General features: G+C 55.1%; 19 protein-coding genes and 6 pseudogenes. 17 read left to right on the top strand and 8 right to left on the bottom strand.

Annotation, left to right across the window (positions count from 1 at the left end; genetic code table 11):
* The first annotated feature begins 18 nt into the window (after positions 1-18).
* Both HVO_RS03020 and HVO_RS03015 read left to right on the top strand, forming a co-directional pair.
* Positions 19-786: an IclR family transcriptional regulator gene (locus tag HVO_RS03020; RefSeq protein WP_004043181.1), complete on the top strand. Its 768-nt coding sequence runs from the start codon at positions 19-21 to the stop codon at positions 784-786.
* A gap of 780 nt (positions 787-1,566) precedes the next feature.
* Positions 1,567-2,243: pseudogene (locus HVO_RS03015) on the top strand (IS6 family transposase).
* 59 nt (positions 2,244-2,302) lie between these two features.
* On the opposite strand, the gene HVO_RS03010 reads toward HVO_RS03015, so the two are convergent.
* On the bottom strand, positions 2,303-5,317 hold the full coding sequence (locus HVO_RS03010; RefSeq protein ID WP_004043178.1) for a GLUG motif-containing protein: 3,015 nt from the start codon (positions 5,315-5,317) through the stop codon (positions 2,303-2,305).
* Between the two features lie 428 nt (positions 5,318-5,745).
* Positions 5,746-6,912, bottom strand: coding sequence for an ISH3 family transposase (locus HVO_RS03005; protein WP_013035158.1), 1,167 nt, complete (start codon positions 6,910-6,912; stop codon positions 5,746-5,748).
* 73 nt (positions 6,913-6,985) lie between these two features.
* Between HVO_RS03005 and HVO_RS03000 the strand changes: the two genes are divergently transcribed.
* Positions 6,986-7,747, top strand: a complete 762-nt coding sequence (locus HVO_RS03000) for a helix-turn-helix transcriptional regulator (RefSeq protein ID WP_013035134.1) — start codon at positions 6,986-6,988, stop codon at positions 7,745-7,747.
* A 105-nt stretch (positions 7,748-7,852) separates the two neighbouring features.
* Here the strand turns inward: HVO_RS03000 and HVO_RS20485 are convergent.
* Positions 7,853-7,934, bottom strand: a pseudogene (locus tag HVO_RS20485) (IS6 family transposase); the annotation flags it as partial.
* Positions 7,935-8,617: 683 nt separating this feature from the next.
* Here HVO_RS20485 and HVO_RS02995 point away from each other — a divergent pair.
* The 4 genes and pseudogenes from HVO_RS02995 to HVO_RS02985 all read left to right on the top strand — a co-directional run bounded on the left by HVO_RS02995 (position 8,618) and on the right by HVO_RS02985 (position 13,811).
* A complete protein-coding gene (locus HVO_RS02995) occupies positions 8,618-9,970 on the top strand; it encodes an IS4 family transposase (protein ID WP_013035080.1) in 1,353 nt (450 codons plus the stop codon).
* Between the two features lie 5 nt (positions 9,971-9,975).
* A pseudogene (locus HVO_RS21210) lies at positions 9,976-10,370 on the top strand (hypothetical protein); the annotation flags it as partial.
* A 162-nt stretch (positions 10,371-10,532) separates the two neighbouring features.
* Positions 10,533-11,510, top strand: coding sequence for an IS1595-like element ISHvo6 family transposase (locus tag HVO_RS02990; protein ID WP_013035018.1), 978 nt, complete (start codon positions 10,533-10,535; stop codon positions 11,508-11,510).
* A 1,023-nt stretch (positions 11,511-12,533) separates the two neighbouring features.
* Complete coding sequence (locus HVO_RS02985; RefSeq protein ID WP_013035225.1) at positions 12,534-13,811, top strand: Cdc6/Cdc18 family protein; 1,278 nt, start codon at positions 12,534-12,536, stop codon at positions 13,809-13,811.
* A gap of 279 nt (positions 13,812-14,090) precedes the next feature.
* Here the strand turns inward: HVO_RS02985 and HVO_RS02980 are convergent, their stop codons facing one another.
* The 3 genes from HVO_RS02980 to HVO_RS02975 all read right to left on the bottom strand — a co-directional run bounded on the left by HVO_RS02980 (position 14,091) and on the right by HVO_RS02975 (position 16,313).
* Positions 14,091-14,414, bottom strand: coding sequence for a hypothetical protein (locus HVO_RS02980; RefSeq protein WP_013035061.1), 324 nt, complete (start codon positions 14,412-14,414; stop codon positions 14,091-14,093).
* Positions 14,415-14,625: 211 nt separating this feature from the next.
* Positions 14,626-14,778 carry a DUF7837 family putative zinc-binding protein gene (locus tag HVO_RS21605; RefSeq protein ID WP_013035177.1) on the bottom strand — a complete coding sequence of 51 codons (153 nt, stop codon included), beginning with the start codon at positions 14,776-14,778 and terminating at the stop codon, positions 14,626-14,628.
* A gap of 149 nt (positions 14,779-14,927) precedes the next feature.
* Positions 14,928-16,313 carry an ATP-binding protein gene (locus tag HVO_RS02975; protein ID WP_013035011.1) on the bottom strand — a complete coding sequence of 462 codons (1,386 nt, stop codon included), beginning with the start codon at positions 16,311-16,313 and terminating at the stop codon, positions 14,928-14,930.
* 337 nt (positions 16,314-16,650) lie between these two features.
* On the opposite strand from HVO_RS02975, the gene HVO_RS02970 reads away from it, so the two are divergent.
* Positions 16,651-17,064, top strand: coding sequence for a MarR family transcriptional regulator (locus HVO_RS02970; RefSeq protein ID WP_004043169.1), 414 nt, complete (start codon positions 16,651-16,653; stop codon positions 17,062-17,064).
* 5 nt (positions 17,065-17,069) lie between these two features.
* Here HVO_RS02970 and HVO_RS21455 read toward each other — a convergent pair.
* Positions 17,070-17,473 (bottom strand): annotated as a pseudogene (locus HVO_RS21455) (HVO_A0114 family putative DNA-binding protein).
* A gap of 403 nt (positions 17,474-17,876) precedes the next feature.
* Here HVO_RS21455 and HVO_RS02965 point away from each other — a divergent pair.
* From HVO_RS02965 to HVO_RS02930, 9 genes and pseudogenes are all read left to right on the top strand, one after another.
* On the top strand, positions 17,877-18,251 hold the full coding sequence (locus tag HVO_RS02965; RefSeq protein WP_013035110.1) for a MarR family transcriptional regulator: 375 nt from the start codon (positions 17,877-17,879) through the stop codon (positions 18,249-18,251).
* 221 nt (positions 18,252-18,472) lie between these two features.
* A complete protein-coding gene (locus HVO_RS02960; protein ID WP_013035157.1) occupies positions 18,473-19,639 on the top strand; it encodes an ISH3-like element ISH51 family transposase in 1,167 nt (388 codons plus the stop codon).
* Between the two features lie 699 nt (positions 19,640-20,338).
* Complete coding sequence (locus tag HVO_RS02955; protein ID WP_013035102.1) at positions 20,339-20,875, top strand: winged helix-turn-helix domain-containing protein; 537 nt, start codon at positions 20,339-20,341, stop codon at positions 20,873-20,875.
* Positions 20,872-21,285: pseudogene (locus HVO_RS21520) on the top strand (hypothetical protein); the annotation flags it as partial. The gene HVO_RS02955 and the pseudogene HVO_RS21520, both read left to right, overlap by 4 nt.
* Positions 21,278-22,066: pseudogene (locus HVO_RS02950) on the top strand (primase-associated protein); the annotation flags it as partial. The pseudogenes HVO_RS21520 and HVO_RS02950, both read left to right, overlap by 8 nt.
* Before the next feature lie 546 nt (positions 22,067-22,612).
* Entirely contained in the window at positions 22,613-23,044 is a 432-nt protein-coding gene (locus HVO_RS02945) for a hypothetical protein (protein ID WP_013035035.1), read from the top strand.
* Between the two features lie 149 nt (positions 23,045-23,193).
* Positions 23,194-23,721, top strand: a complete 528-nt coding sequence (locus HVO_RS02940) for a DUF7342 family protein (protein WP_004043162.1) — start codon at positions 23,194-23,196, stop codon at positions 23,719-23,721.
* A 62-nt stretch (positions 23,722-23,783) separates the two neighbouring features.
* Complete coding sequence (locus tag HVO_RS02935) at positions 23,784-24,182, top strand: type II toxin-antitoxin system death-on-curing family toxin (RefSeq protein ID WP_004043161.1); 399 nt, start codon at positions 23,784-23,786, stop codon at positions 24,180-24,182.
* Positions 24,183-24,200: 18 nt separating this feature from the next.
* Positions 24,201-24,386: a hypothetical protein gene (locus HVO_RS02930; RefSeq protein WP_004043160.1), complete on the top strand. Its 186-nt coding sequence runs from the start codon at positions 24,201-24,203 to the stop codon at positions 24,384-24,386.
* Positions 24,387-25,462: 1,076 nt separating this feature from the next.
* Here the strand turns inward: HVO_RS02930 and HVO_RS19855 are convergent.
* Positions 25,463-26,548, bottom strand: coding sequence for a chymotrypsin family serine protease (locus tag HVO_RS19855; RefSeq protein ID WP_144064024.1), 1,086 nt, complete (start codon positions 26,546-26,548; stop codon positions 25,463-25,465).
* Between the last annotated feature and the right edge of the window lie 45 nt (positions 26,549-26,593).

Raw genomic sequence — 26,593 nt, 5'->3', positions numbered from 1 at the left:
TCCGTTCTTCGTTTGGCCATGAACGAGCGCGGAGACCCACCGGTGAAGGCGACGACGACGAGCGGGCGCGTGCTGGACGCGCTCTCGAAACTCGGCGACGCCAACCTGACCGAGGTCGAGACGGAGGTCGGCCTCTCGAAGAGTTCGGTGCACAACCATCTCGAAACGCTCCGACAACTGGGGTTCGTCGTCAAGGAGAACCAACGGTATCGACGCAGTCTTCGGTTTTTCGAACTCGGCTGTTCGGTCCGGTCCGAAGCCCCCTTCTACGGGGTCGGGAAGTCGGAGGTCGACCGACTCGCGCGGATTTCGGGACTCGCCGCGGGCCTCACCGTATTCGAGCGCGGACGGGGCGTCTGCATCTACGAGCGGACCGGCCAGAACGTTGAGGCCCCGCCCGTGACCGAAGGACAGACGGTCCCACTCTACTGCACGGCCCCGGGGAAGGCGATGCTCGCACAACTCCCGGCGGACGACCGCCGCGACGCCGTCGATGCGACGTCACTTGACCGCCACACGGACCAGACGATTACGAGCGCGGCCGCACTCCGTAAGGAACTCGACACCGCGGAGACTCGCGGCCTCTTGTCGGACCGCGAGGAGTGGCAGACCGACCTCCGCGGTCTCGCCGCTGGCGTCGTCGACCCCGAGGACGGTCGGGTCGGGTCGATATTCGTGTTGAGTTCCTCGGAGAGCATGTCCGGAAAGCGTTTCCAACAGGACGTGCCCGGACTCATCATCAGTTCCGCCAACCAGATTCGGAAGGCGCTCCGCGAGTCGGTCTGAGTCGCGGCGCTCCGTGCCTCGCGGCCGCTCAACGCCTACTTCTGTTCTCTCTTCGTCCGATAGCAGCTTCGACCACCGAGCGAGTGCGCACCCTACACGGAGCATTAGTGGACGACTCGTCCCCTTCGAATTGTGTTCACTATATCCGAATACTGCGTTGGGACACCCATTACTGTCGTGCCTGTGTCATTACGTGTCTTCACCGTCGGTCAAGACATCCGTCTCATGCCGCACAGTAGCGATACGATAAGGATTGGTGACTGTATCATTTGTTCATACCTCGATCGGAGGTGGTAAGCGCACGGTCTCAGCCCCGGCACCAGACAGTCGCCCCGACGACTGGGTGGGAGGACCCTCAACTGGATGTTCATGTCAAAAATAGAATATACAATCACGAGGGCGGTGTCGCTTTGAGTCGGTGTGCGACTCGTAGATCGTCCATACATGACAGACGCACCGCTGTAACGTTATAAATTACAGATGTACATGTGTAATTGAGGACCACCTCATCCACTGTTACGAGGCGTGGAGCGAACGGTCATTAGGTCGCCAGTCAAGAAGGGGGTCTGCCCGTGTGGGCCACAACTCTACTTACCACCAAGAGAGTCATAAGAGTGTTCAGTTTTGTGAGCCACTAATTTTAGAGAGATTGAATGAAACTACTGTATATCGTAGAATGAATGGAGATGTGTGAATTATATGACTTATTCAGATACTCAATCAACAGGAAGTCTAGTTAAGCCAGTTTGAGGCACGAGCAGGTCGTTGAGTATGTTTGGGATGAAGCCCGCAGACCTGCTCAGTGAGTACTTTGCGACAGATTTAAAAGAAACGTGGGAGCGTGAGCGGACGGCGATACTCGTCAGGTCGTTCGCCGTCCAGCTCCACACGACCGGTTGTTCACTCAGAGAGATAAAACAGATTCTTCGATATCTCGGCATTGAACGCTCTCACCAAGCTGTTTAGCAGTGAATATATCGTATTTCTGATAGCTGTCACAACCCGCCTGAGGCGAAACCGAAGCGGGTTGCGGTCGACGAGACTGCTGTCACAATCAACGGTGAGTGTTCTTGGTTGTACGCTGCAATATACTTCGACATAAAAGTGATTCTTGACGTTGCGCTGTTCAAGCGTCATGGAACCGATCCGGCGGTTGCGTTTCTCCACGGAGTCTGTAAGAAACACGACGGTTCAGAGACGGTGTTTCTGGCTGATGTCTTCGGATATCAGACTGCCTTCTCTCGATTAGGGTTGAACAGTCGGGTTGATTACACAGACCGAAACCTGATTGAAAAATGGTTTCACACATTCAAAATGAGAGTTGACCGTTTCCACAATTCATGGGTGGAAGTCGGCTGAGCGTCCGCCAATGGCTTGCAGTGTTCATCCATTACTGTAATTTTCAGCGACCGCATCAGTCGCTCGACGGAAGAACGCCAGCTCAGGAGGTTAACTAGACAGTGCCCTGGCTCAGATTGAGTCCACAACCTAAGTTAGGAACAACAAACCACCGGCCTCACGGTGAGTCAGACTCCTGTTTCGACCGACACCTAGCTCGTCGAACGACGAATGTACCAACCAACATAGCGATTACTGTAAGTACAACGCCGAATCCCGGTGAGTCACTAGCCGTCGTGGCTGGCTCGTCAGTTGTGTCTATCGTGTCCGTTATGTCCGATTCGGTTGTCGCGGCTGACTCGTCAGTTGTGATTGTCGTGTCGGTCGTGTTTGCAACTGGAGTCGAGCCGATTACGAACGTCGACAGTCCTGGCGATGTGGCTTCCAGCGTATACCGCGCATCAGTCTCCTCAACGATAGTGGTTGGTAGTCGATTCCACTGAGTCGTCTCGGCGCGGTAAAGCGCGACGGAGTCGGAATTGAGGCCCGAGTCGGCGAACTGTGACTTGCGGAGACTAACGGTGAATATCACGTCTTCGATATCCTCGTCGGCAATCGTATGGTCGACGGTAATCGTCCCCATCGACTGCGCTTCCGTCCCAGAGGTAAACGACGGCTCGGTTTCGCCACTTCCGGCGTCACTGGTCGTGATGTCGAGTTCGAAATCCGAATCGTCGTCGATATTCATCTGCAGGCCGGTGAGTGACAGATTGCGTTCGGTATCGTCAGAACTGGTGTCGCTGAGTAGGATCTCGACTGGTTCGTCAGTCGAGGGGTCCGAGACGTCGACGCGCCACGTACCCTCTCCCTTATCTCCGGCGGTTACACGAACTTCGGGATCATTACTGGACGACGAAGATGACCCCAAATCATGGGGCGTTGGTTCGTCAACGCCGATGATCGTTACCGTAATCGTCCCACGTGCAGTATCACCGTCGACATCCGAAACAGTGTAGGTAAAGTTGTCTGTCGTATTTTCCCCATCCTCAAGGGACTCGAACTGCCCGTTCGGGTCGTACGTCCAACTTCCGTTCCCATAGACGGTGAGGTTCGCCCCCGAGCCGAGGGTGAGGACTCTACCGCCGCTGAACATCGTGCCGTTGACCGCCGTCAGTGAGTCGCCAGCGCTGGTAGCGGTCCCTAGTTGTATGAGGTTGACGCTCTCGCCGTCGGCGATGGAAAGCACGGTGTCCTCGCGAGTTGTTTGTGAGCTGTTGTCGGGTGCGACCCGGGGTTCGGCAGCATCGATCACGGTAACGGTGATTGTCTCGGTGGTGTTGATGCCGAACTCATCAGCCGCCTGCACGTCGACCACATACTCGTTGTCCCCGTCGGCATCGGTCGCGTTCTCGAAGTCCGGTGCGCTGTCGAACGAGAGGGTGCCGGTGGTTGCGTTGGTGCTGAATGCTGATCGATCCACCCCACCGACAAGCGAGTAGGTGATGTTGGTATCGTTGCCGTTTCCGTCGGTAGCGTTCACGTCGGCTACAATGACGGTGTTTTCCGCGACGGCCCAGTTCTCACTAGTGGTGAACGTCGGCCCTGTGTTGTCGACGGTGAACGACTCGCCGCCCGTATAGCTCCCGTCGGTACTCCCGGCTGCTCCGGATTCGACCAGCGCGTTACCGTCGGCGTCGGTAATACTGTCGTCGTCGACGAGGTCGACTCCGAGGTCGCCCGTGCCCGAGACGGTGTCGACGGTGACGATGTACCGGCTGTCAGCACCGGTAACCGAGATGTCGTCGTCTCCATTGGCTGTTGTCGCAGTACCAGTCGTTGCAAGCGTGAAATCGTCAGCGTCCACGCCGGTGACCGGCTCCGAGAATGTCACGGTGAGGTTCACGCGTTCGGCGGTGGTTGCCTGAACGTCTGGGTCATTCCGGGTAATAGACTCGACGACTGGCTTTGCAATACCCTGCGCTTGAAGCTGTTCCGTCCGGTCGATTCCCCGCAGTATCGGATAACCGTCCATCGCCGCGTCCGTATCCTCGCGTTCGACCATTCCCCACGTGTTGGTGAAGTCGAGACCGGTCATGTTCGTCTCCGCACTCGCCCCCTGCATCTCGGGAGCGGGAGCGGTGTCGGCCGTCGCTCCGAAGCCGCTGACGTCGGTGAAGGTTATCGGCTCCCACCCATCTCCCGTACTCACACTGTCCTCGTTCGTCGTTCCTACGTCCCAGTAAGCCTGCTCCACGGTAGTCGGTTCAACAGCGGAGCCACCGACGAGGCCACCAATCCCCTGCGTCTCGTCGTCGATACTGAGAGACCCAGTGGCGTACGAACGCTGAACCGTTCCTCCAGGGTCCGCTTGGAACGACCCGAGTACTCCACCGGCGTACCAGCTCGCAGTAACCGTGCCAGTAGCGTAGGAATCCGCTATCGTTCCCGTGGAGACGCCGACCAGTCCGCCAGCAGACGTGCTGCCTCCCCCTCCGTCGACGGCTCTTGCAGCGAAGGAGCGATTGACCGTCCCCTGGTTGAAACCGACCAGTCCGCCAAACCAATCGCTTCCACGAGTCGGTTCTCCAATCGCGTAGGAGCGACGAACCGTCCCATCGTTACGGCCGACTAGGCCGCCAACTCGATAAGTCCCGGTAACCTCACCAGTGACGTGAGAGTTCTCGACGGTCCCATCGTTATACCCGGCGAGCTGTCCGGTTCTTCTCGCGCCGGTGACGGATCCGCCCTCGAGACCGATGTTGGTGATCGTTCCTCCCGACGCAACCTCACTAAACAGGCCAACGGAGTATGTCCCTCCTCGGTTGATAGTCAGGCCAGAAATCGTGTGGTCGTCGCCATCGAAGGTGCCCGTAAACTCGTTGTTTTTGTCCCCGATCGGGTCAAACCCATTGTTGCTGTCCCACGTCGATGTCTCGCTCGCGTTGATATCTCGGGTTAGAACGTAGTTATTCCCCAGTCCCTTGTCATCGATACACTGGAGTTTGTCCAGCGTATCGACCTCGTAGTACGTTTGCCCCGAGATAGTCTGATTGGTCCATGAAACGGCGCTACACTGCGATGTGTCCGGCATATCGGCGGCTGCCACCCCCGAAAAGGCGGTGACACCGACACCCAACGAAACGACGAGGAGTGTTATTACCACGAGTAGCCACCGACTGACCCTCGCACCCATCAGACACTTACTCCGTCCAACCTTCGGTTGCGTCGATCGCGGTCCACGGTCGCCCGTAATGCGGTTTTATTCATATATTCAGTACGAATTCAACCGCAAGTATAGTCATTGGCTGAGACGGTGTTTCACGGCATGAGACATCAGTCATTCAGACAACAAGAACCGCAACCACAGCTGTGTGACGGTGACGCCGACACTCCGACTGCGTGGCGTGATATATTGGAGGAGACAAAATACGTATCATCAGTACTTCACAAAGCGTCCTCGGCTAGCTGTTTCTGAAGCCTGAGTTCTGTGGCGGAGCGGTTGGACTGGCGGTTTCGACGAGAGAATCATGGACGGATCGGCGGAGAGCCGTCGCTGTCGGCGGCGGCTGCCGCCGACGCGACAGCGTCGCCACTCCCACCGTTGGCTAGCCCGGTCGGGAGTTACCGGTGGAACCGGTCGTCCGGTGGCCGGTTCGCGGGGACGGCCCGACGCGTCGCGAGGGCCGTCCACGCTGCCCGTCGGATCATGTTGATGAACTCCTTGAATGGCCACTGCCAGAGGCGACGCCCGCCTCGGCGGGGCGTCGCCACGTACTCCCAGTGCAGATACCGCCACACGTTCTGTAACAGCAAGCTCACCACGACGTACAGCAGCCGTACAACCGGATTTTGTGTCGAGGTCGTCGCAATACTTTGCTCGGAGAGTCGGTAGCTCGCCTCGATACCGAAGCGTTTCGCGTAGTGGTATCGAGCGTCTCGTGGTGAGTTGATGAACGGCGCGTCAGCGGCGTAGCCGTGACGCGCCACCCCATGTTCGTCGTACCGTCCGTTCTGGTAGGTACAGTCGATGTAGACGGGGAACTCGACGGTCCAGCTGTGACCGTCGAGTCTCGCCGTCAGACTGTGCTGAATCACGCGACTCCACCCTTCTGAGAGTTCTCGCTTGATCGTCCGTCCCCAGCGGACGATCGGCATGACGTAGGCGTGGTTGTGCGCCTGAAGCAGCGTCAAACACTTGCTGTCGTAGAATTCGCGGTCAAGATAGACGGCCTTGACACCGAGGTCAAGGCCGTCGAGAATACCGAGGAACTCTGCGAGGACACTGCTGGCGGTGTCGCCGTCTTCGAGACGGCGCACCGCCAGCGTGTAGCGTTTGTTCTTCACGCGTGCGTACAGCGTCGCGTAGGCGTGGAACGCGGTGGTTCCACGCTTCGCTTGTGAGTGATACAGGCCGTCCGTGTCGTCTTCGTCACCATAGTAGGGCCGCAGGTGGAGGTCTGCGCAGACCTCCACCTGCTGGGGAAGGACGTCGAGAACGTCTTTCTGGAGGAGCATGTTGCCAACCTGTTCGAGCGTTTCTAGATCGAATTTAGTGCGGAGATGGTAGAGAACGGAGTTTTCGTGGGGTGCATCTTCGCTTCTCTCACAGAGCGTTGAGACTGAGGTCCCGTCGGCGCAGGCGCCGACGAGGACCTCGTAGATGTCTTCAGCATCGAGTTCAGCGTTTTCAGCGAGTGAGAGAGCAACTTCCTCGTCAAGAGAGTTGACGAGGAAGTTAAGGAGCTGGTCCTCGTGGATTTCATCGTCTGTTTGCTGGTTGTTGGACACATCTTCAGCAAGCAGACCTTCTAACTAAACGGCTTTGTGAAGTACTGATCATTCATAGCCTCATGATAGTCGTATGAATCGCTACAGTCGTGATCCCACCCGACTGTTGAACCACCAGCCACTATTGGCTGTGGCCCGTGCTCGGTCGGTCGACCGGTCGACATTAGAGACTGAACTTGACGTGTCAAGAGCGACCGTCTACCGCCAGACCTCCGCGCTGGTCGACGAGGGACTGCTCAAACGGACCAACCGAGGGTACCGGACGACTGGCGCGGGAACGGCTGTTCTCGACGCTGCCGAACGTTTCGAGCGCTCGCTGGCGGCGGCAGACCGACTGAAGCCGCTGCTCGAACACCTCTCGCCGTCCGTCCTCACCGAAAACCTCCATCTTTTCGCCGACGCGACGGTGATGGCAGTCGACTCTGAGTCACCCTATGCCATTGAGCAACGCCTCGAATCCGTCATCAGCGATGTCGACGAGCGAATCTACGGGGCTGCAACGAGTTTCGGCTCACCGGTGACGCTCGCTCGGACCGTTGACTGCGTTGAGGGAGGCGTTGACTTCGAGTGGGCTCTCCCGCAGGCGGTCCTAGAACGCCTCGAATGCCAACACGGCGAGCTGCATGAAACAGTACGAGCCCACGACAACGCTTCCGTCTACGTCACCGAGGACGTGGTTGACCTCTCGTTGTACGACGACACGCTCGTGCTCACAGGGTTCGACACCGACCGGGGGACGCTGGCGGCCGTCGCCATGACCGACAGCTCTGCAGCCGTCGACTGGGCTTGCGACGTCTTCGAAACCCACCGTGAGCGCGGCGAGCGACTAAGCTAAGTGGGCCACGGCGGCGCCACCACCGAAACCCACGGTGAATAACCTTCTCGCTCCGTATTGGTATAATTCTGAATGTGTGATTTTCATTGCTCAATAGGGCACTGTCTAGTTAGTGACCTCCTCAATCGGTGTTCCCATCGAGCGCTTGATGCGGTCTCTGAAAATTGTAGTATTGCACAAATTGTATGGAAGATTTAGTTAATCCTACGGATTAGCGTGGAATATCCAGCCTGCCATCGACGGTGGACTGCGTAGGAAGTGTCGGATTCACTCCCGCCGTAAACGGCGGGATGCTCTCCTCGAAGAAAGATAGCCTATTGGACATTCCATAGTGCCGTGTCGAACGCAGTCAGATTGCGGATGTGACGGAACGGTCCGGACTGATCGAACGCCTTCTGGGTGTCTCCTCGATTTCACTAGCACAGCGCGGTAACAATCTCATACACTCTGCTGTCTCGATACTGCCGACATAGCAGTCTTCAATCTCGGTAAGCAACCCGTTAGCGTCTGATCTTGTCAGTTCGGGAGAGGTCACGGAAAGCCAGCCGATTTACAGTCTGGACGAGGGGTGTGTCACCATCGAAACCATCTGCAGGGGAAGAACAGTTTCCACTCTCAGTCACTTCATTCACTGCCGCTAGAGAGCGTGACCTCTTCCTAGAAGTTGCAAAGACGATGGAGCGGGCATTCGACAAGGCTCAAGTGGAGGCGTAAGTATGCCACGAGGAATGGTTGAGCGGTTCGAGAATCCATCAGACGAAGGGGACGATGAGAACACTAAGGCCGAAGAGCATCCGTTCTAGTTTAACGAAGAATCCAGTTGCTGTCTGTTGATTTGATATCGTCGCAACTACCTGATTGAGAAACCCGGTGGGAAGTATGACCTACAGCCCACCGGATTCGGTCATAGTTGACCGGATTCAAAGAGCGTTTCCCTCTGATGAGTTGCGCGAGCGCGCTCGCGCAACGAATCTCGTCCAACGAGAGCGGAAATTCGACATCGTTGCGCTGTTCTACACACTCTCGTTTGGCTTCGCTGCTGGCTCAGACCGCTCTCTCCAAGCATTTCTCGAACGCTACGTCGAGATGGCTGACTGTGACGAACTCTCCTACGCATCGTTCCACGACTGGTTCGAACCAGGATTCGTTGCACTCCTTCGAGAGATTCTCGATGACGCAATCGAGAATCTCGATACCGGACGAGAAGATTTGAACGGCCGTCTCGAACGCTTTCGAGACGTCCTCATTGCTGACGCAACCATCGTTTCGCTGTACCAGGACGCCGCTGATATCTACACAGCAACCGGCGACCATCAAGCCGAACTGAAACTTCACCTCACCGAATCTCTCTCGACTGGGCTCCCGACACGATTCCGGACAACCGATGGGACGACTCATGAACGGAGTCAGCTACCCACCGGCGAGTGGGTAGCTGACGCCCTCATTCTCCTTGATTTGGGCTTTTACGACTTCTGGCTGTTCGACCGCATCGACAAGAACGACGGTTGGTTCGTCTCTCGTGTCAAAGACGACGCGAACTTCGAGATTGTCGAAGAACTGCGAACGTGGCGAGGCAACAGCATTCCGCTGGAAGGAGAGTCGCTGCAGGCCGTCCTCGACGACCTGCAGCGACAGGAGATCGACGTCCGCATCACGCTCTCGTTCGAGCGCAAACGAGGGTCGGGCGCCAGCGCGACCCGGACGTTTCGACTGGTCGGACTACGTAACGAGAAGACCGACGAGTATCATCTGTATCTGACGAATCTGGCGAGAGAAAGCTACAGCGCGCCCGATATCGCGCAGCTCTATCGGGCGCGCTGGGAGGTCGAACTGCTGTTCAAGGAGTTGAAGTCGCGGTTCGGCTTGGACGAGATCAAGACGACCGACGGCTACATCATCGAGGCGCTGATCATCATGGCCGCAATTTCGTTGATGATGAGTCGTGTAATCGTGGATGAGTTGCGGTCACTTGAGGCAAGACAGCGAGAGGGCGAAGCCGCCGCAGACGCCGACTCGTCGGCGTCGCGGCTCCCTCGGCGTCGCTGTTCGCTCGCCGTGGAACGCCACGGTCATCTGATCCAACTGTATCTCATGGTTGAGCTGGGCTACGAACTGCCGGATTTGGACGAGCTGTTGCTGTGGGCGTCACGAAATCCAAATCCACACAGAGATCGGTTACGTGAGCAGGTTGAACGAGGTGAGTTCGGCTTTGATCGCTACTAAACTAGAACGCATGGGCCGAAGAGGAAACTGCAGCGACGTCGTCAAAAACAGAAGCAGAAACTCGAGGGTCAGGGAAGGCCACGGGTAACCAGTCGAACCAGCAACAGGGCTCGACCGCGGGTACCACCGAATCGTCCGCAAGTGAAGTGAGAGAGACAGACGACGAGCCGTAGAATATCCGTGAGGACTGAGACTCAGCCACGATATACGTAGAACCGGAGCAGAGCGAGGATATCGAGATTACATTTACTCGCCTGAAAAAGCAGCTGAAACGCGAGGGTGTCACGCTGGAGAAGAACAAACACTTCTATCGTGGGATCTTCGAGGTGGCGTTTGGCGAACACCAAGAGGAAACGAAAGAGAAGATTCGGGACTCGCAAAGCAAGACGCCAATCAGTGAATCACTGATTCACGGAGTGTCGAATCTATATCAGGTCACAACTTCACTTTCGACTCGATAACGGTGGCCAATCGACATTTTGTGATTGATTCAGACGTCGCTCTTATGTAGAGCTGAGGAACGACCGTGTAGTTACGGTGAGCGAGCCGAAATCAGGAGGTTATGTCTCAGACTCAGCCAGCGTTCGGTGGAATGCTTCGCCAGCTCGTTGATCTTGGATTGTTCGAGTTGGACACCGAGCCGCTCGATGCCCTCATCGAGCGGCGACTCAAGCAGTTCTGGGAGTATACCACGTGTCCTCGCTGCGGCCACCCCAGCATTCACACGTGGGACTCGTCCGACCGCGTTATCTGCCGAGATTGCAATTTTAAACCGGTCTACACCTATGGCACGCCCTTCCACGAGAAGCACCTCACCACCGGAGAGGTGCTTCTCGCGTACCTCCTCTATGCAGACACGTTGCTCAGTATCTCACAAATCGCGGTTGTGCTCGACAGGGCGTACAAGACCGTCTATTACGCCATTCGAGAGGTGGAAGCCGCGGTCACGCGCGGCTTCCCCCTCGTCTGGGAGCAATTCCAACACTCCATCTCGGGCCCAACACAAATCGACGAATCAAGCACGGTCTGTTCAGGCTACAAAGGCCAAGACCCGCCGCGGACCAGTCGGTACCGCGGCGGGTCGTCCCGATCGGGGCGCTCACGATGGAAGGGCCGTCACGGAGACCAGATAACGCTCGTCGCGGCGTGCCGCGACGTGCTTCGGGTGATTCGCGGTCACCTTGGAATCAGCTACCAGGGAGACCTCGAACCGGTACTGCAAGAGGCTGAAGACCTCTCCCAGCGGCTGGGAGAGGTCTGGACTGATGGACTCCAAGCGTATCGAGAGATGGAGTACGATCACCGAACCGTTATCCACGACGAACGGTACGTTTCGGCCGACGGCGTCCACATCAACCAGGTCGAGTGCCTCTTCTCACTAGTCAAACCGTGGCTGCGGAAGTTTCGCGGCCTGTCCAAGCAGGGCTTGGAACAGGCCGCTCACACCTTCGGTATCGTTCGCTCATTGAACTTGGTCGGCGCATCCCTCGAAATCGTCGTCGATTGCCTTGCTACGGGGTCACTCCACAGTTCTACATAAGAGCGAGGAATCGAGAGTTTAACTCGAATTTCTGAACCGGAAGGAGAAAATTGTGGGAACACACACCCCTCGTCAAGAGTGAAAACGATTGAAAGGGTGAGGGGTGTTATCCACAAGAAACAGAGGTCAAAGAGACAGAACACGGACGAACCCACGGAGAGAGTCGCTAAGACAGAGATTGACGGCGAAATAAGAGGAAAGTAGATGAGTAGTTCTTCACGAGATCCAGACGAATACTAATTCGTCTTTTTTTGTTGTGGAGAATGTAGCTAGTGGGCTATTCGAACCAATAAAATATAAATCTTCTAGACATTACTAAGAATTCTGATAAATGTGCGTTCTGGTTGATTCCCCGGAAGCTCGATGCGTGTGTTTCCGTCTCTCTTCCTGTGATTCGTGTCGTTTGCACGCGATACAGTCGTGCAATTCTCATCTTGCTACCCGGATCTTCTCGTGCTGTTTCACTCTGGACGAGGGGTGGGTGGGTGTCTTTACGTCGTGACTTTTATGTGATTATTCTCTCGATACCCTCAAGATTGGTGCAGAATACAGGTCAACAGCTGTGTTTTGTATCGATGGCTACGACTGAAAACAGGAAGCATCTCCTCGAACTTCTGTTCAACCGAATAACGAACCTCGCGACTGTTTTCACTCTGGACGAGGGGTGTATGCCGTGCGTCAGGCGTCTTTGTGTCTGCTCAATGTTTGACATCTTTGCTCTGATTGAGTTATACTCTTGATGGGGGGTGTGCATTTTCGAGCCCAGTGGAAGATTAGTGGTAATTCACTCGGGACGAGGGGTGGTCAAATATTGGTTTCTGTCCGCTATACAGTCTTGGTGAGGGGTGTTTCATCGTCCAAATCACTTGCACGGGAAGGACGCCTTTCACTCTGGATTACCTCGTCTCTTTTACCGACTGACATTGGACGCTCTAGGCAGTAGGTCCTAGTTATGGGCTAATTTACACTCTTGTCGAGGTGGGAGAATAATTAAGTAGCCAGGTTGCGCGGTATCTGGTATCGATGGCTGATGACCCGTCGCAACTCTCTGACTTCAACGACCGGTACGAAGACCCGGCTGAGGATCCGCTGTTCAATATTGATGGAGACGACCCTGACCGGGTCGACATTTTTACTCGCAAGGAACTCCTGAAGGTTGGTCACGTCCCGGAAAGTGCCCGAATCGTCGGCCGTGACGAAGAAATCAAAGACATCGCTGCTGAACTCAGGCCGATCGTTCAAAATGACCCGCCTAACAACGTCATGATCTACGGCAAGACAGGGACGGGCAAGTCGCTGGTTGCTCGCCATGTCACAGAACGTGCCCGTCGAGCCGCAGAGTCAAATGGGGTTTCGGTCGGGACTGTCTACGTCGACTGTGCACAGCACAATACACAGACCCGTGTTGCCCGAACAGTGACACGGGAGCTCAACAAGACCGAAAAAACTGACTTCGACGTCCCACGAGCAGGGATTGGCAGTGGGGAATATTACGACTACCTCTGGGAGATTCTGAATCTCGCCTACGATGCTGTTGTCATCATTCTCGATGAGGTTGACCGCCTGAACGACGATGATATTCTGATGCAGCTCTCACGAGCCCGTGAATCTGGGAAAGCCGATTGTCACCTGGGCGTTATCGCGGTGAGTAACAAAATCGAGTATCGGGACCAGTTGAACGAGCGCGTCAAGTCAAGCCTTCGTGAAGAAGAGTTCGTCTTCCAGCCCTACGACGCGAATCAACTCCGTGGGATAATGAAGCACCGCCGTGACGCGTTCCACGACGACGTTCTCTCTGACGACGTCATCCCGCTAACTGCGGCACTCGCCGCACAGGAACATGGCGACGCCAGGAAGGCGATCGAGATTCTCCGACACGCGGGCGAACTCGCTGAGCGAGAAAACGCTGACCAGGTCGTCGCAGAGCACGTTCGCGATGCTCAAGAATGGGCAGAGGTTGACCGATTCGAGGAGTTACTTCGTGGATCGACGACTCAGGTCAAGTTCATTCTCTACTCACTTGCATTGTTGACCGAGGAGAGCTCGAACGAAGACGAATTCTCGACAAGCCGTATTTACAAGCGCTACCAGAACACTGCTGAGACGGTCGATGCGAAGGTTCTGAGCGAACACCGCGTCTATGAACTGCTGAAGGAGCAGGCGTTCCTCGGCGTGGTGGAATCGACCCGAACTGGCGGTGGACGGGGAGAAGGGAGCTACCTTGAGCATCGACTGGTTCAGGATACTGGTATTGTGCTGAAATCTGTGCTCCGTGATAGCCGACTGGAAGATCTCGCGTAATCTCCGTTTTCCCCGACTACACACCCCTGGTCACGAATGTAAGTTCTGACTTGTTCAGTCTGGTAACCCACACCCCGTGTGCAAAGTGTAAATATGCGCTATTCATGCGCGAGAGCGCTTAAGGAACAGTTGAGTCTTTGATTATTCATCTTGTACACGGGGTGTGTCACCTCTCAACTTGTCATTCGATTCATCTCTCACACGGGGTCCACGGGTAATCAGAAAATTCACTTCGCACACGGGGTGTGGTGGCCCTCGATCTCATGGAAGTTGCCCTTCCTATTCACCGGAATTGACTGGTCCTTTATACTTAGACTTGATTTTGTCACCCTCTCGCCACTGCCAGTAGTAGTAGCGTTTGTCGTTGATCTCTTTGATCGTAATCGTCGCCTTCGTGGGGACATCATCTGGAAGGTCATCCGACCGTTCTTCGAGTTCCCCTTCCGGTGGCTCTTCCTCGCGACGAACCTCACGCTCCTTGTGTTCGGCCAACTCTTCGGCATAGCGGGCAACGTCTCGGAGACTGTTCGGCGATAAGTTATTCAGGGCGTCGACGACTTCTGTGGAGAGGCTCGTCGGCGGCGTCGGTGGTTCGTCGGACATCGGCTGCTGCCTCGTGTTAACCAACACAAGGGCTAATCAAAAATTTTGTTGGTTAATCTGCTGATACCAACTTCCGGTTTTCCTCTGGTTGTAACGCTACTCGAAACTGGTATATCAACAAGTTTCGCGCTACGTTACAACGCGCTTCGATGAGTCAACTAACATTCGGACGCAAGCCTAGACTTCCTCGTGGACAAGTACCACCAGTTCGTCACTCTGGACGAACAACTTCGTCGCAGGAATAGCACTCAGCGAACACGCCAGTTGACCCATCGCCATCTTCGAACTCAATGAGTGACTGGTATGCTTCAATCACTTCGCTGCAATCAGGACATCGACCAAGCGCCGTCGAATCACTCGTCATGGGGGATTCTGGAGACGCATGTGACACAGTCTGTCTCCAGTAGTGTCCACACGATGCCACAGCAAAGTTGTTTGGTCGACTCAAGTGCCGCCGAGAATAATTGGTGAACCATCGGGATGTTTGCACCTCAGACTTCCAAGAGCTGTGAGTCACACGTTGTTGGTTATATCATTTAACCCAAACAACTGCAAGTTATCCCGCTTTGCAACTGCTTCTCGGACAGTTTGGGTCGCCCCGCTCCGAGTAAACAGTGCATACTCTTTGTCGATATCTCCGCCACTGTCAGGGGTCCATCTGATCTCTTCTGTGTGTTCTTCGAGTGACGCAAGCGCACTATAGTCGAGCGGGGCGTTCGTGAATTTACACTCGCCGACGACCATCGTTCCCTCCGTAGTGAAACCGACGACGTCGACTTCGTGTTCTTTGTACCACCACCGGCCGATATCTAAGAACGTTTTATCCGGGTACAATCCAGGAAGCGCATCCTGGCAGAGGACTTCAAACTGTGAACTCACGAAGTCAGGGAGCTCAGGCTCGATGACTGCCTCATACGCTTCGTCGCCCAATCGCTCGTATCGATCTTCGTTCCCGTAGACAAATCGGAACCAAAACCGAAATAGCGGGTCGAGAATACGGTACCGGCCACGGCGAGAGCGAGCTTTCTCTTCTGTGAGTGGGACTTCACGTTCGATGAGCCGAAGGCGCTCTAGCTTCTGGGTGTAGGTCGAAATCTGTTTTCCGTCGATCCCAACCATCTGTGCAATCTCGTTTGACGTGGTATTCCCTGCAGCGATGGCCTTGAGAATCGCAAAGTATCGATTCGGCTCAGTTAACTCAGTTCGGAGGACGTACTCCGGTTCGTTATGGAGATATCCCCGCTGTGAGAGGAGGGAGTCAGAAATCACGGTTCCAAGGTCGTGCTCAAGGTCAATGCCATCGAGATAGTATGGAACACCACCGAAGATGCCCCATGCAAAAATTCGGTCTTCAGGCTTGTAGCTGTCCGGGAAGAACTCCTGGGCAGCAGCAAATCCGAGTTGTCGGAGATCGATTTTCTCGGTGAATCGCCCGTAAAGTGGGCTGTTTCCTAACAGGGTTGCTTCCTCCATCATGCTAATCGATGATCCAACGAGGATGAGTGTTCCACTCGTGTTCTGGAGGCGTTGGTCCCACAATCGCTGAATCACCGAAGGGATGCTCTTGTCGGCGTCGATGAGATATGGAAATTCGTCGAGTACGACAATTCCGCCTTGTTCGACAAGATATCCGAGTAGTGACTCCCAATTCTGTTTGATGTGTTCGATTCCAGGGAAGGAACCTGAAGCGACGTCAACGAATTCGTCGAGTTGCACCTGTGGTGTCGTCTGCGTCGCTTGGTATACGACGGCATCATCTCGCTGCGTGAGTGAGTGTTGAACGAGTTGTGTCTTTCCGAGGCGACGCCGTCCAAAGATAACAATCATCTCTGGGCTGTCGGACGCGTAGGACTCTCGCAGCCGAGATAATTCGATTTCCCGATCCACAAAGCGTTCCATGAACCACATATATTCTCGCAAGAAGTTAATCATGCCGAATAACCAAATACAGAATAGGCTATTCTGAAATAGGCTATCTTCAATTACCCTATCAGACACACCACTCTTGCCAGTAAAACCAGCACCCATCAACAGCCGCTATGAAGACGTGATTTGGAACCGATAGTGACCCGGCACTCACACAGTAGTAATTCGGTCGAGAATGGCGATTCCGTTCCTCGTCACGGGAGTTCTCCGGACACATCAACTAAGTCACCCATTCAGATTCATTTTGGTTTATCCCAGAGTGATTTACCCAAGGGTAAACTACTTTGCGTCAGAGTGCGAACTGTGATGTATGAGTACCGATCTGGGAACCGCTGGTGGAGAGAGGTCCCGTGAACTCATCCATTTCGTCACCCAGCAGACGCGGTTCGCGCTCGTCAATAACATCCTCCAGCACCCCAAGCAGCTGCCTTCAATGTACGAACTTGAGGAGTTCAACCCCAGCGTCAGCGATGCCACCGTCTACAAGCACATCCAGAAGTTGATCGACGCCGGCATCGTCAAAGAAGTCGCACTTGACGACGACCAGCGCCGACAAGGCTATCCTTGGAAGTTCTACGGCCTGACTGAGGACGGTCGAACATTCCTTGAGGAACACAATCTGCTCGCCGCTGAGGAGACGCTCCAGCAAATCTACGAGACTATCTCCGACAAGCCCGAGAAGATGGTCAAGTACGAGAACGCACCCCGTCCAGAACAGCAGTAGTCAAGCTAATTCTGTGCAGCGACCTCGGTATCATCCGCCTCAACGCCAAGGTCGTACTCAACGTGGATGTCGCTGTACCAGACGACCGGCCGCTTTGATCGGCCATCCTGTTCAAATTCGACAAGTCCGAGTTCTGCGAGGTCGTTGACCGCGGTCGAGACGTTCTTGATGTCACGATTAACGAGTCGTGCGAGTTCGCGGAGACTCTTCGGTTCTTCGCGGGCAGTAGTCCGGATCAGTTCGAGATCTTTTCGCTCAGAACACGTGCAAGTGCAGCCTCGTCTGGAAGTGAGACGCCAGTGTGGTCATCAGTCAGTTCACCAGCGTCGGCTTTCGCTGCGGCTTCAAGTGCACGGTCGAAGAACTCGTCGTTCGATTCGACACGGACGGTGAGTGTGTTTCTAGTCATGGTTTGTGGTGGAGATGATTCCTATTGGTATTCCAGTGCATTTCTACAGGCAGAGCAGCCCAACCGTTCTGTGAAATTGAGTTCCGCTGCATCTTGAATCTCCCCGAGAAACTCGCAGAGAACTTTAGGCCAAGAGTAGGCGACTCCCCCCTGACAACGCCCATTGATGCGGATACTGTGCCGTCTCTGGCTTTCAACAGTCCCTCGCTAGATAACTCGCCACTCTGCGGATACTCTGTCAGACACACCACTTTTGCCAGTAAAAACTAGTATCCCTCAACGACCTCAGATTCATCGCACTTCTATTGGGAGAACGCGTCGATCGAGACGTTCCAGCGTCCAAAGAGTACTTTGGAACAACTACTCCGGCAAGTCTATTACTTTCCGTTACATACTGTTACATATGCCCGTTGATTTCGAAAACTACCAGCCATCGGATCTTCCAGGACCGAATACGAATGGACGGACCATTCTTCGCTTCCTCGCAGCGACTCCAGAAACAGGCTATCGAGCGGGTGAGATTGTTGAGGCGCTCGACATCCCACGAGGAAGTGTTGGAACGACGCTCAGCAGACTCCATAACCAGGGGTTTGTGCGTCACAAGGGCGAGTATTGGGCGATCAATCCCGACGCCTACGATGCACATACTGCGAGCTTGATTGGCTTGGCTGCCGTGAGCGAGCAGTTTGAGGGCGACTACTACGACGAGAATCCGGACTGGGATGCAAATCTCCCTGATCTCGATGAGTCTGAAGATGCAGACTCTGGTACAGAGTGAACCACCTCGGGGTCAAGCTCCGAGGCACTCGGGTTGATACCTGAACTGCGATTGCGCTGCCGCCCTTCGTTACGACGGCTCGAGTCTACTGACAAGCCCCACGGGTCCAGTTGGGATCACTAACAACGAACCGGTGTGTACAACACGAGAGCTACTGTCTGCTTGGTCCAGTTTCAGTACCTCACAAAGCCGTTTAGTTAGAAGGTCTGCTTGCTGAAGATGTGTCCAACAACCAGCAAACAGACGATGAAATCCACGAGGACCAGCTCCTTAACTTCCTCGTCAACTCTCTTGACGAGGAAGTTGCTCTCTCACTCGCTGAAAACGCTGAACTCGATGCTGAAGACATCTACGAGGTCCTCGTCGGCGCCTGCGCCGACGGGACCTCGGTCTCTACACTCTGCAAGAGAAGCGAAGATGCACCTCACGAAAACTCGGTTCTCTACCATCTCCGCACCAAGTTCGACCTCGAGACGCTCGAACAAATCGGGAACACGCTCCTCCAGAAAGACGTTCTCGACGTCCTTCCCCAGCAGGTGGAGGTCTGCGCAGACCTCCACCTGCGGCCCTACTACGGCGACGAAGACGATACAGACGGCCTGTATCACTCACAAGCGAAGCGTGGAACCACCGCGTTTCACGCGTACGCGACACTGTACGCACGCGTGAAGAACAAACGCTACACGCTGGCGGTGCGCCGTCTCGAAGACGGCGACACCGCCAGCAGTGTCCTCGCAGAGTTCCTCGGTATTCTCGACGGCCTTGACCTCGGTGTCAAGGCCGTCTATCTTGACCGCGAATTCTACGACAGCAAGTGTTTGACGCTGCTTCAGGCGCACAACCACGCCTACGTCATGCCGATCGTCCGCTGGGGACGGACGATCAAGCGAGAACTCTCAGAAGGGTGGAGTCGCGTGATTCAGCACAGTCTGACAGCGAAACTCGACGGTCACAGCTGGACCGTCGAGTTTCCCGTCTACATCGACTGTACCTACCAGAACGGACGGTACGACGAACATGGCGTGGCGCGTCACGGCTACGCCGCTGACGCGCCGTTCATCGACTCACCACGGGACGCTCGATACCACTACGCGAAACGCTTCGGTATCGAGGCAAGCTATCGACTCTCCGAGCAAAGTATCGCGACGACCTCGACACAAAATCCGGTCGTACGGCTGTTGTACGTCGTGGTGAGCCTGCTGTTACAGAACGTCTGGCGGTATTTGCACTGGGAGTACGTGGCGACGCCCCGCCGTGGGGGGCGTCGCCTCTGGGAGTGGTCGTTCAAGGAGTTCATCAATATGGTCCGTCGAGCAGCGTGGACGGCCCTCGCGGTGCGTCGGGCCGTCCCCGCGAACCGACCACCAGACGACCGGTTCCACCGGTAACTCCCGACCGGGCTAGCCAACAGTGGGAGTGGCGACGCTGTCGCGTCGGCGGCAGCCGCCGCCGACAGCGACGGCTCTCCGCCGATCCGTCCATGATTCTGTCGTCGAGACCGCCAATGCAACCGCTCGGCCACAGAATTCAGGCTTCAGAGACAGCTAGGCGAGGATGCTTTGTGAGGTACTGAGTTTGAAAAGCGAGCAGATTGTGCGTGGTTTGGGTTGTGATCTTCCCACCGAGAGGGCTGACGTTTTAGCCAGGCAAGTATTTATACGACAGAAGAATCAAGATTAGATTGACCAATGAGTCTTGATGAAGCGGTTGACGAAGCACTCGCGACGTACAACATGTCGCGCAGCGAAGAGGCCGAGGAAACAGGCCGAGCAGTCGCCACGCTCCAAGACTAACAGAACCGTTTAGTTGAGGTTCCGAATCTTTTCAGCGAACGCTGTTTTCAATCGACCTGGCGTTTCCTTCAGCTCCGGATAGTCTGCGCGTTCGACAGCCTCCTCAACGAACTCTGTCCAGAGTTCTTCGTGTTGCTCCGCGTGAACTGCTTCGGGGTCAAGCCCCGAGGCACTCGGCCTTCTCCGCCTGTAGAACCGCAGCGAGCGACTGCCTCTCGGCGAGTGGCAAATCGATTGTGAGTTTGGTCCTTCCCCGAATGTCTTATCACGAATTATGGATAATTCGTAAGTAAGATGGCGCAGTCACCTCCACGGTCAGGCCGCCCACCGATTCAGCAGCTTCAGACGGTGGCCAACCTCCTCGACACACCCACACTTGCTCGGCTGTATGCCCATACCTTACAACACGGACCGGTCACCGTGTCCGAGTTGGTCGACGAACTCGATATCCCACAGGGAACTGCTTACGACTATATGCAGAACCTCGAAACAGCTGGGTTAGTAGAGAAAGTCCGTGAGCAGCGCCCGTACGAATACGATGCCGAGTCCATCGCACTTACGCTCTCGACAGACGGTGAAACCCAAACAATCACACCAGCACTTATCGCCGCTGTTGCCCGCCGCGACCAGGACGAAGATATCGACATCTACATCGAGCGACATGGTCTCGACGGGCTTGCTGTCGCCCTCGAGTACGCTTCCGAGTACGTCGACGGTACGGTCAATCATCGGATTGCGTCCCGGGAACTTGACCTTTCACCGCTTGAAGCCGAGATCATTCTCCAGGCGCTGGAACCAGTTGCCACTGAGTACGCCGATTCCGGTGCATGACGACGGTGTATATCGCCGATACCGGTGTCTTCGTTCGGTGTGGTGGGCCCGACAAAGACAAATTTCAACGGCTCCGTCGAGCACTCTAACAGGCTGGTGTCTCATTGCGTGTCCCCCAACGCGTCTACGAAGAACTCGGTGGCGATCCGGCAGCGGACGCGTATCCCTCGGGAAATATTCCCTATCCCGATGGATTCGAGGAGGGCTGGATCGTGGTTGCCGACGAACTTGACTACACCAACCCGCTTGTCTCGACGGTGATGGACGAAGCCCGCCGGTTTATCGCTAACGAGACTGGCCGTGACGAAGATATCACCGAGAAAGCGGACACGGCACTCGTGGAGCTTGCTGCTCAGGTACTCGATACAGAGCAGGCGGATCACGTCGTTCTCTTGACGACCGACAAACCTAACGACGAATGAGTCAGCCATCACAGAGCGTATCGACCGCTTCATCGAGACGGGACACCACGAACGGATCTGGCGAGATTGGAACCCCGGTGAACGGACCATCCGTGTACTCCGGGATGCGATTCGAGACGCTCCAGACGAGGTCGTCTCACTGGGGGAGTTCCACTCGGCGAAGGAGCTGTTTGAAGCAGTGGAGTCCTACGACCCGGAAGCAGGCTGGAAGCGAGACGTATGTAATCGCATCTCGAGTCCTCGAAGTCTCGGGAACCTTCTCGCATCCCAGCGCGACCACCGGAGTCTGACCATTCGAGAGCACGGAAATACGAACCACTATCGGATTCAGGAGTCTTCTCGTGGCGTCCAGTCCATCGACGTCGAGGCAATCGAAGACCTGTTCGAGCTTCCCTGTATGGCGAATATGGCCGAGCGCCTCCACGAGAAGAAGCCTGTCCGAAAGGACCTGTACAACTTCGCCCGGATGGTGATGTGGCTTCCCCAGTACCAGGATAGTGACCTCGAGACGATTGTCGCAGACCTCAAGGACGTCTTCTCGCGGTGGCCCTGGTACGACGAACAGGTCACCGATTACCAGATTCGCTACGAGTTCTCGAACACCATTGGAGGCGACACCCCGCTTCCGATGAACTGTGACAACGACGATATGCAGCGGTACTGCATCGGCCAGGAGCAGTGCCCCTACTCGATCTGGGGAAGTCTCCCATTCCCAGACGAGATGTATGACCAACTAAGTGGAGCGGAGGGTAACGGAAACGAGTTCTGACGCAGATAGCCAACCATCAGTTAGATTACTATTCTCAGCGGACAGCGATGTGACGGAGATTGAAAACCCGTCATGCACTTTTCAGGCTTTCAGTCGACCAATTCGGGCAAGAATGGGTATCGTGCTGGAAGGATAGTCTCGCAACTCATCAGCTGGGGTCGGTCAGTTCTGCTAGGGCTTGATTCTAATTTGACTCCAACCCTCCCGAATACGGGGCTTTCAACACCTCGTCAAGCACAATCTCGCTGAATCACCATCTTTCGGAACCCGTCGAGGACATTAGTAACGCCTGAAAACTGCCCGACGGACCTCTTGCTAAATCTAAGGGCGTTTCAACTCTCTCTGCACCTCCAAAATCATCCAAAGGAAGGCTAGGGTACACGGGTGCAAACGCCGCTGGCTCTCTCCGGCCGAAGGGCCATCAAACGACGAGCGTCTCTCGTAAACATATCAGAATCCACTCATTAGATGAGGGTGCGATCCGCGGTGGAGTTTGTCACCCCCGAGAGGGGTGAGGGGGCTGTCGTAGGCACCTACTCAACAACCATGTCTTCCGACTACGAGCAACAGCGATTACGACTTCATAGCGAGCATACTGAACAACCGAGCGACGAACCGTGGACAGATCTCGAACTGACGCTCCCGCACGGCAGAAGTCCGACTGGCATCGTCTCAGTTGTCGAGCATGTACTCGTCGAACTCACTCACGGAGATGTCGGAGCCGAGTTCGTCTCAACGAGTGTTGCGGGCGTAAAGCGGACACAGTTCATTGCTGTCGACGACGTCGGGCAACGGTTCCAGAAGCGGCATTTCGACGAGCGTCTCGGCTGGCACGAAACGACAGTCAGCCGTGAAGCGGTTCGTGAGGAGTTGGTCAACCGACTCACACAGCGGTCGTCACTGGGCAGTGATGTGGGTCAGAATGGCGTCGTTGGTGGCCCCGACAAGTTCCAGGTGGTGCCCGTTCGGGAGCTTTGAGTTCAGGACTGACGCCTTAACCAACAATAGCACAAGAGAATAACGCACGTTGGTTAAGATTGTGGTAAGTTGGTGAATTCCACCCCGCACAAAGACAGGAAACTATTCCTCGAAGTAAGAACTATATCCTGTGCCGCGCAAGAACGAGTATGTCCAACAGCGAGTCTCCAGATGGCCCGCCCTCTTTCGAGGATGCGTTTCGTGGCGACGACGTTGAGCAACGCATCTACGGGACGGTTCTCCAGACTCGCGAGCCGACGACAGCAAGCGCTATCGCCAACGCCGCCGACTGTGACCCGAAAACGGCTCGGAAATATCTGGGCTGGTTCAGTGAACTCGGTATCGTCACGCGCCACAATAGCCATCCGGCCACGTACGAGCGCAACGACGCCTACTTCGAGTGGCGGCGAATCAACCAACTCGCGGCCGACCACTCCGTCGAAGACCTCCAGCAGCGCGTTCGGGAACTGAGCTCGCGGATCGAGGGGTACGAGGACACGTATGGTGCTCCGACGCCAGCGGCCGTCGACGCCGTCGCCGCTGCCCAATCGAGCGACGACCGGACGATCGATGACGTGTACGGTGACCTCGGCGACTGGGCGACCGCTCGGAACGAGCGAACACGCTACGAACGTGCCCGTCAGCAACGCGCCCGTAGCGACTGCCAAGAGAAATGACGGACGTCGAGTGTTACAACACGGAAGAAACGACTATTGGCTAGCGCGAGAGAGTCGCAATTGTGACTGACGACGTCGCGTATCCTTCGGTCGAGCTCATTCTCGATCTCCACGAGCAGATCGTTGACGAGGGCGACGCCACAGAACCCGGAATTCGATCGGAGGATGCAATCGAATCTGCAGTGCAGTACGTCTCTGAAGGATACTTTGGGGAGGTTCCACAGACACTGCATGAAAAAGCGGTACATCTGATGCGGCTTCTTGTTGCGGATCATCCGTTCGTCGACGGGAACAAGCGAACGGCGCTCCGAACGGTAGTCGTCTTCTACATGCTGAACGGGTACACGTTCGACTACGGTGACGAAATTCGCGCCTTACTGCACCGCTTTGCGACCGATGAATCCGCCGTCGACACTGAGACCGCAGTGATCTACTTCCGAGCGTGCGCTCGTCGCAACTGATAAAGGGACACACAGAGTATGTTCGACACAGAGATGGCGTCCAGCACCGATTCCTCGGCGACGGTCGATGAAGAAGTTCGCCGATTATACGAACGGTATCAGGCGGCCGATAGCGACGAGGAACGTCATGCGATCGCCCTTGAGATGGGGAAACTTGACGGACGCCGCCACGCAGAGATATACGCCGCACTCGAAGACGAGTAAGCCAACAGAATTCTTCTGACTCCCCGCCGACTGCCCCCACCCCCGGCGACGACGCTTCGTGGCCGACCGACCATCGCGACGTGCTTCGGCTCGTCCTCGACGAAATTGAAGACCGGATAGCGGCCCTGTGGAGTGAGTAAGGGATGTCCCAAAGGTGAGCCTGTATCGCGAACGGTTTTATCACTCCGCCGAAGGTTAACCAACACAGAACCATGGCCCTCCTCAGTGTTGGTTAACAACGTGGCAGCGAGTAGTTTGTCCGCACCTGAGAGGCCGAGGCGCGTCAATACGCGTCAACGTACCTCCATCTCGAGAGGATTGTTGGCTCGGTTGATTTCGATGTGAGAACGAACGAAACAGTCGTCCGAAGTTGTTTCTTGGAAACTCCATAGACTGCATCATACCTCATGAGTGGACAGGTATGACTGTGTGAGAATATTTGGAAAGATGCTGGGTTCAAATCATGAACTCGGCGGCGATACAACGAGTATCGTAACCGAAGTAAACAAACCGATATCTGCCTTCTGACAGGGAATTACAGACATAGTAATCTGGATTCGTGTCGTTTTGCCGTGAGAGCCCTCCTTGAGTAAACTCAAATTCCCAAGTAAATCCGGCACCTGGTTTATGCTCTACCGCTTCGTCCGACCACGCTGGTCTGGCATGGACCCAGAATATCGATTGCCACCTTTGGTCTGTCTTTTTTTGGATATCGTACTTAAAACGGTTTCCGGAATACTTCGTTTTCTCGGTGCTATTCGTCATCTGGACTTGAAGTTCCTCACCGATCGAACTAGGAGAGCGAGGAATCGAAAGATCGAACGCCGAATTCTCTGGGCCCTCACACGTAATTTGAAGTCGGTTTAAATCGTCACACATTGATTTGGACGTATTATTTGGGTCTGAAGATGATTCATCGTCAGTTCCGTTTAACGTCTGCTTCCCAAGACAGCCGGGGAATGCTAGTGAAGTTGCTCCGAGTGACAGTAGTAACTTTCGTCGGTTCATACACGATATCTGTCTCATATAATAAAAGGCACTCCGGTGGGTTAAGTATCGATTTTAGTTACTGGATATTAGACAGTCACATTAAACTGTGATTCAATAGCAGACATTAATGTACCAATGGCGTCATCGCTACCATCAGTTCGGTGTCCGTAATTGATTCCAGCGATAAGTGGTCGTCCATAATCGTCTTCTCTGTAGTGGGGTCCACCAGAGTCCCCACCGCGACTAATTGCATCGGTGTCGAACGTAGAACCGTATGCATACGTCACATGACCAGAGCAGATGCCTGTATTAGCACCCTGCTTTTTCACCTCCCAGCTCGTATCGCCTTCACGGTCTTTGATCTTGGTACCCGAGATGATCCCGAATACGTTTGGTCCATACGGCGCAGAATCCGTATTCTCGGCGAGACTGTAATCAACGTTCGCACCGTTCCGCATCTGTATCACACCAGCATCAACCGGCAATCCCGGATCAACACGAGTGTCGTCCGGGGTGCCAAAGCGGTCTTCTTCAACTTCGTCGTTCTGGTAACACTTATCAACCCCTTCGTCTAGGCAGTGACCTGCACCAACGATTACCAACTCGTCATTCAAGTCGTCGTGTGCAGGCGTTCCAGTCGTACAGTATCCCGACTCAGGTATATAATAACATCCACCGGGGATATCAGGGAAGTATTCCGTGTCGTAGTACTGGGTGTCTGGATCAGTATCGCAGGGGAAGTCCGGCTTAACAGTTACCTTCTCTGCCTTCACCGGGATATCTTCAACTGCACGTTCTTCCTCGGTTCCTCTACCAGCGACACCGGTAGCCGAGGCTGGGAGATGATCTTCAAACTGAGTGAACGCCATGTCGGGGCGAATCTCGTCTCCACTTGATGTTTCCTGAATAAGGTATTGAACGGAGACCACCTTCCGTCGACGATGGCCGGAGGTATCAGTCGTTACTCCCACTCGTACCGGAACTGGGAGTGATGAAAGTTGTTCTTCTACTTGTTTGCGTACATCATGAGCACTCTCAACGATAGCCCATTTCTCTCGGCTGATCTTGTAGTATTTGGGCTCTCGATTTGGTTTTACTGCTTGGTTTACCACTGCGTCGTGGTTCGTATGGACTAGTCTACCAAGGCGAGGGACTTCGTCGTCGAGGTTCACATCTAACTCTGCAAACGGCTCTGTTGAATCACTAGACAGCGTCGG

Origin of the sequence: Haloferax volcanii DS2, assembly GCF_000025685.1 — an archaeon.
GTDB lineage: Archaea > Halobacteriota > Halobacteria > Halobacteriales > Haloferacaceae > Haloferax > Haloferax volcanii.
Note: the sequence above shows the minus strand (reverse complement) of the source record. Positions and strands in the feature narration are given on the sequence as shown.

What these genes read in the sequence shown, in the direction of transcription:
- HVO_RS03020 (WP_004043181.1), top strand. Translation starts at nt 19, where the DNA reads ATGAACGAGCGCGGAGACCCACCGGTGAAGGCGACGACGACGAGCGGG.
- HVO_RS03010 (WP_004043178.1), bottom strand. Translation starts at nt 5,317, where the DNA reads ATGGGTGCGAGGGTCAGTCGGTGGCTACTCGTGGTAATAACACTCCTC.
- HVO_RS03000 (WP_013035134.1), top strand. Translation starts at nt 6,986, where the DNA reads ATGAATCGCTACAGTCGTGATCCCACCCGACTGTTGAACCACCAGCCA.
- HVO_RS02990 (WP_013035018.1), top strand. Translation starts at nt 10,533, where the DNA reads ATGTCTCAGACTCAGCCAGCGTTCGGTGGAATGCTTCGCCAGCTCGTT.
- HVO_RS02985 (WP_013035225.1), top strand. Translation starts at nt 12,534, where the DNA reads ATGGCTGATGACCCGTCGCAACTCTCTGACTTCAACGACCGGTACGAA.
- HVO_RS02980 (WP_013035061.1), bottom strand. Translation starts at nt 14,414, where the DNA reads ATGTCCGACGAACCACCGACGCCGCCGACGAGCCTCTCCACAGAAGTC.
- HVO_RS21605 (WP_013035177.1), bottom strand. Translation starts at nt 14,778, where the DNA reads ATGACGAGTGATTCGACGGCGCTTGGTCGATGTCCTGATTGCAGCGAA.
- HVO_RS02975 (WP_013035011.1), bottom strand. Translation starts at nt 16,313, where the DNA reads ATGGAACGCTTTGTGGATCGGGAAATCGAATTATCTCGGCTGCGAGAG.
- HVO_RS02970 (WP_004043169.1), top strand. Translation starts at nt 16,651, where the DNA reads ATGAGTACCGATCTGGGAACCGCTGGTGGAGAGAGGTCCCGTGAACTC.
- HVO_RS02965 (WP_013035110.1), top strand. Translation starts at nt 17,877, where the DNA reads ATGCCCGTTGATTTCGAAAACTACCAGCCATCGGATCTTCCAGGACCG.
- HVO_RS02955 (WP_013035102.1), top strand. Translation starts at nt 20,339, where the DNA reads ATGGCGCAGTCACCTCCACGGTCAGGCCGCCCACCGATTCAGCAGCTT.
- HVO_RS02945 (WP_013035035.1), top strand. Translation starts at nt 22,613, where the DNA reads ATGTCTTCCGACTACGAGCAACAGCGATTACGACTTCATAGCGAGCAT.
- HVO_RS02940 (WP_004043162.1), top strand. Translation starts at nt 23,194, where the DNA reads ATGTCCAACAGCGAGTCTCCAGATGGCCCGCCCTCTTTCGAGGATGCG.
- HVO_RS02930 (WP_004043160.1), top strand. Translation starts at nt 24,201, where the DNA reads ATGTTCGACACAGAGATGGCGTCCAGCACCGATTCCTCGGCGACGGTC.